Genomic DNA, 3,367 nt, shown 5'->3' with positions numbered 1-3,367 from the left:
CAAATCTTTAAATTCCCTACACGTGGTCTTTAGAAAAAAGAAGCAACCCCTACTATGATTGACGTTGTATGAGCTTAGCTTGATAGCGATGTGGCGGTACCCCTTAAATAATTCCAAATAAAAAACTCTGTAAAATTATTACAGAGTTTTATCTCGACTTTTCATTTACTATTTACTTGGTGATAACGTCAAATCTCCAAATTTCTTTTTAATAGCTGGAGTCGTTGCCTTAAATTTATATTCATCACCATCTTTTTTAATTTCAAATACAATTGGCTCTTTCCCATCTTCTTCTAAACTAATTTCATCTTTGTTAATTTTATATGTAAACCCTCTTGTGAAAGCTCCTATCTTGAAAGAAACCGTATTTTTAGCGAATTCTCCTGTATATGATTCGCCATTGGTAGCAACGACATTCCACTTTTTAGATTGCAAATCATCTGATGGATCTTTACCACAAGCACTTAACCCCATAATTGCTATAACTATTAATAAAACATAAATACTTTTTCTTTTTAAATCCTTCATACTTTTTTCTTTCTCCCCCTTTAAATAACAAAAAGGATATGCTTTAGCCCTTTAAAAGCTGAAAGGCATACTCTTTCTATATTTCCCCTAAAATACCTTTCTATGTATATTATTTTACAATAAATTACAAAAACAGTCAAAGATATTCATATATTGTTGTAGTAAGTTTTACAAGAAAAATGGTCAAACTTTTTTATAATATTTGTACACTAATTCACAACAATGAATCTATTTTTGACTAATCTTTTTTCAAAATATGAAGAGTTCTTCTTTAATAAAAACAACATTTTTAGCATACTTTGAATCAAACTTTATTCAAAACCAACAACAAATAAAAAAAGATAAGACCGGCGAATACGATCTTATCTTAAGCATAAGGGAAAAACAAGTGACAGAAACCATCTTAATTTTTATATTATTATATTTTCTGTTAATTCTCTATATAAAAACCATATATAACATCTGTATCTATATTGAGAAAATTATTACAAATTTAGTTATAAATGTTTAAAATATCGAATGTAAACTTTTAACCCTTAGTTTACACTCATTCCCCCTAAAACATTGACTTCATCCCAATCCCCCTGATATCCTCAATTTACGAAACAAAAGTATATATTCAAAATACTGTAAATAAAGAGAACAAGGAACTTTTAAATAAAAAACATCTCATTAATATAAAAAAGAATACCACCTTTAAAGGCGATATTCTTTTTTATATTTTCATCTAAGCAACTAAATAATTAAATGCCATATATATGGTTAAAAATACACCTAATACTAACTCAAAGCCAATAATTATATATGAAGCATTTAAATTAAAATCTCTTATGCTTCTATATATAAACATAATCCCTAATAAGAAGAATGTAACATATAAATATTGATCGATGCTAAAAGTTAGAGTAGCCGATAGTAAAATTAAAGTTAGAAACAACTTGTCTATTGTTTTATAATTAATTATTTTTTGTCCAACAAATGATTGCATAAATTCCCTCCTAATATTCTTTTTCTAAATTATGGATATTAGCAAGTCTATTATATCATGAATTTTCAGTTTTTAAGTTATAAATAAGGTTGCTTATCTAAGTTAACATAACTCCACTTATCAATAGTCAATATATCTTGAAACCTACCAAAGTCACTTGAGAAGTTTTTTCCAGTTTGAATAATAATAAATGAACTGAATTATTAAAGTCATTATTGCAATGCCAGTTAAGATTACAAAATTAATTAATCCAAAATCTAATAAATATATAGCTATTAGTGAAATGACTACAAGAGGAGTTGAAGCTAATACATTGTAAAAACGTTTTTTATAAAAAAGTTCGTCTTTTGCGATTATATAATTATTGGACATGAATATTCCTTCTTTCCTATATAAATTTATTGTATACCTAAATTTTACAACATATTAGTGATTTTTTGCTAAATATTCAAAAAACAGTAATAAATCGATTGACTTTTAATTTCTTCGGTCTTATTTTATGTTTCAAAAGGTACACCTTTTGGTTCATTTTTCATTACTACGTATTCAAAGACGGGTTCTGGTGCAAAAAAACGTAGGCTTACGCCTACGGACATTCATCTCCCGCCTAAAATTGGTGTTTCACATCATCACATTTTTGGGGAAGGAGTCTTCTGTCAGAAAACGATAAAAAATTAATAAAATATTACAAGAAAACCATCAATTTGATTAATCTTTTTTCAAATTAATGGTTTTTATTTTTGAAATAAATAGCTATTTTATAAAAATATTTTTTTGGCCCCCATAAAATAATTTGTTCCGTCGAATATGTATAGTGAAGAAAGCAAATGGAAGAAAAATGATTATGAAAAAACACTATTAAAGGGTAATTTTGCACAAGATACATTAGAAAAAAGCGATAGAAGACTAAAGGAAGTAAGATAAGCTTTTTGTTAAAGAAGAAAAAGAAGCAATGAAAGTAAAAGTACACATCGGAAACAACATTGAAGCATTAGTAAAATTACTAGATTCAGTGGGGAAACCGAAAGCAAAAGCTGAAATTATCAAAAATATAGAGAAGAGTTATTCAAAGATTGTAGCTAAAATAGAAAAAGAGCAAGCGAAATAAGCGGAAGAAAATAAGAGAGTAGATGAAAATGCAGACTTAACTCTAGCGCAAATAGAAAATAATAATCATCAAGAAAATGATGAAAAAAGTCGATTTCGAAAAATATGAACAACAGCAAGAAGACAAGTCTAAAGGAAAGTACTGAATAAATGTGGTTAAATGGTCACTTGTTTAGTGACCATTTTGCTATTTAAAGCAGAAGGAGGGAGGGAGATTACAAGTGTTGAGTTTAGTAATGAAGATCTTAAGAAAAACGAAAATAGAAGATATGGTATATAACATACAAAACAACGGAGGAGATAAGGAAGCTTTAATCGTACAGTATCAACCTTTTATTAGAAAATCAATCTCGTCTGTCTGCCGCCGATATATTACAGAACAGGATGATGAATATAGTATTGGATTGTTTGCGTTTAACCAAGCAATTGAACAGTATTCATATACAAAAGGAAAATCTTTTCTAGCTTTTGCGGATCTTCTTATAAAAAGAGACGTAATTGACTATATACGCAAGGAGTCTAAGCATAATCTTGTCTTTTTAAAAGAAGATAAGCAAGAGGAAATGTTAGAAATGCAAGTATCTCTTACGGAGTATATGAAAGAGATGGAAAATAGTAACCGTAAGGAGGAAATTCTTCATTTTCAAAGTGTGCTAGCTGAGTTTAAAATCACATTTTCAGAGCTTGCTAAGGAATCTCCTAAGCATCGTGATACGCGTGAGCACTTAATAGAAATTGTAAAGA

Annotated in this window: 5 protein-coding genes; 2 read left to right on the top strand and 3 right to left on the bottom strand. The window is 28.4% G+C overall.

Annotation, left to right across the window (positions count from 1 at the left end):
• Positions 1–168: 168 nt before the first annotated feature.
• From MR109_RS29500 to MR109_RS29490, 3 genes are all read right to left on the bottom strand, one after another.
• The gene (locus MR109_RS29500; protein WP_071721362.1) at positions 169–528 is read right to left on the bottom strand and encodes a hypothetical protein; all 360 of its coding nucleotides are present in this window, start codon (positions 526–528) and stop codon (positions 169–171) included.
• 727 nt (positions 529–1,255) lie between these two features.
• Complete coding sequence (locus MR109_RS29495; RefSeq protein ID WP_242274846.1) at positions 1,256–1,516, bottom strand: hypothetical protein; 261 nt, start codon at positions 1,514–1,516, stop codon at positions 1,256–1,258.
• 153 nt (positions 1,517–1,669) lie between these two features.
• The gene (locus MR109_RS29490; RefSeq protein WP_242274845.1) at positions 1,670–1,888 is read right to left on the bottom strand and encodes a hypothetical protein; all 219 of its coding nucleotides are present in this window, start codon (positions 1,886–1,888) and stop codon (positions 1,670–1,672) included.
• Between the two features lie 580 nt (positions 1,889–2,468).
• On the opposite strand from MR109_RS29490, the gene MR109_RS29485 reads away from it, so the two are divergent.
• Entirely contained in the window at positions 2,469–2,624 is a 156-nt protein-coding gene (locus MR109_RS29485; protein WP_186375748.1) for a hypothetical protein, read from the top strand.
• 220 nt (positions 2,625–2,844) lie between these two features.
• Positions 2,845–3,367, top strand: a 523-nt coding sequence (gene sigI / locus MR109_RS29480; protein ID WP_242274844.1) for an RNA polymerase sigma-I factor, incomplete at its 3' end; no start/stop codon positions are given.

The organism is Bacillus cereus group sp. BfR-BA-01310 (genome assembly GCF_022664325.1).
Lineage (GTDB): Bacteria > Bacillota > Bacilli > Bacillales > Bacillaceae_G > Bacillus_A > Bacillus_A paramycoides.
This window is presented reverse-complemented; position numbering and strand designations above follow the sequence as displayed.

Bases quoted from the DNA above. Each gene is read 5' to 3' on its own strand.
- MR109_RS29500 (WP_071721362.1), bottom strand. From the start codon at position 528: ATGAAGGATTTAAAAAGAAAAAGTATTTATGTTTTATTAATAGTTATA.
- MR109_RS29495 (WP_242274846.1), bottom strand. From the start codon at position 1,516: ATGCAATCATTTGTTGGACAAAAAATAATTAATTATAAAACAATAGAC.
- MR109_RS29490 (WP_242274845.1), bottom strand. From the start codon at position 1,888: ATGTCCAATAATTATATAATCGCAAAAGACGAACTTTTTTATAAAAAA.
- MR109_RS29485 (WP_186375748.1), top strand. From the start codon at position 2,469: ATGAAAGTAAAAGTACACATCGGAAACAACATTGAAGCATTAGTAAAA.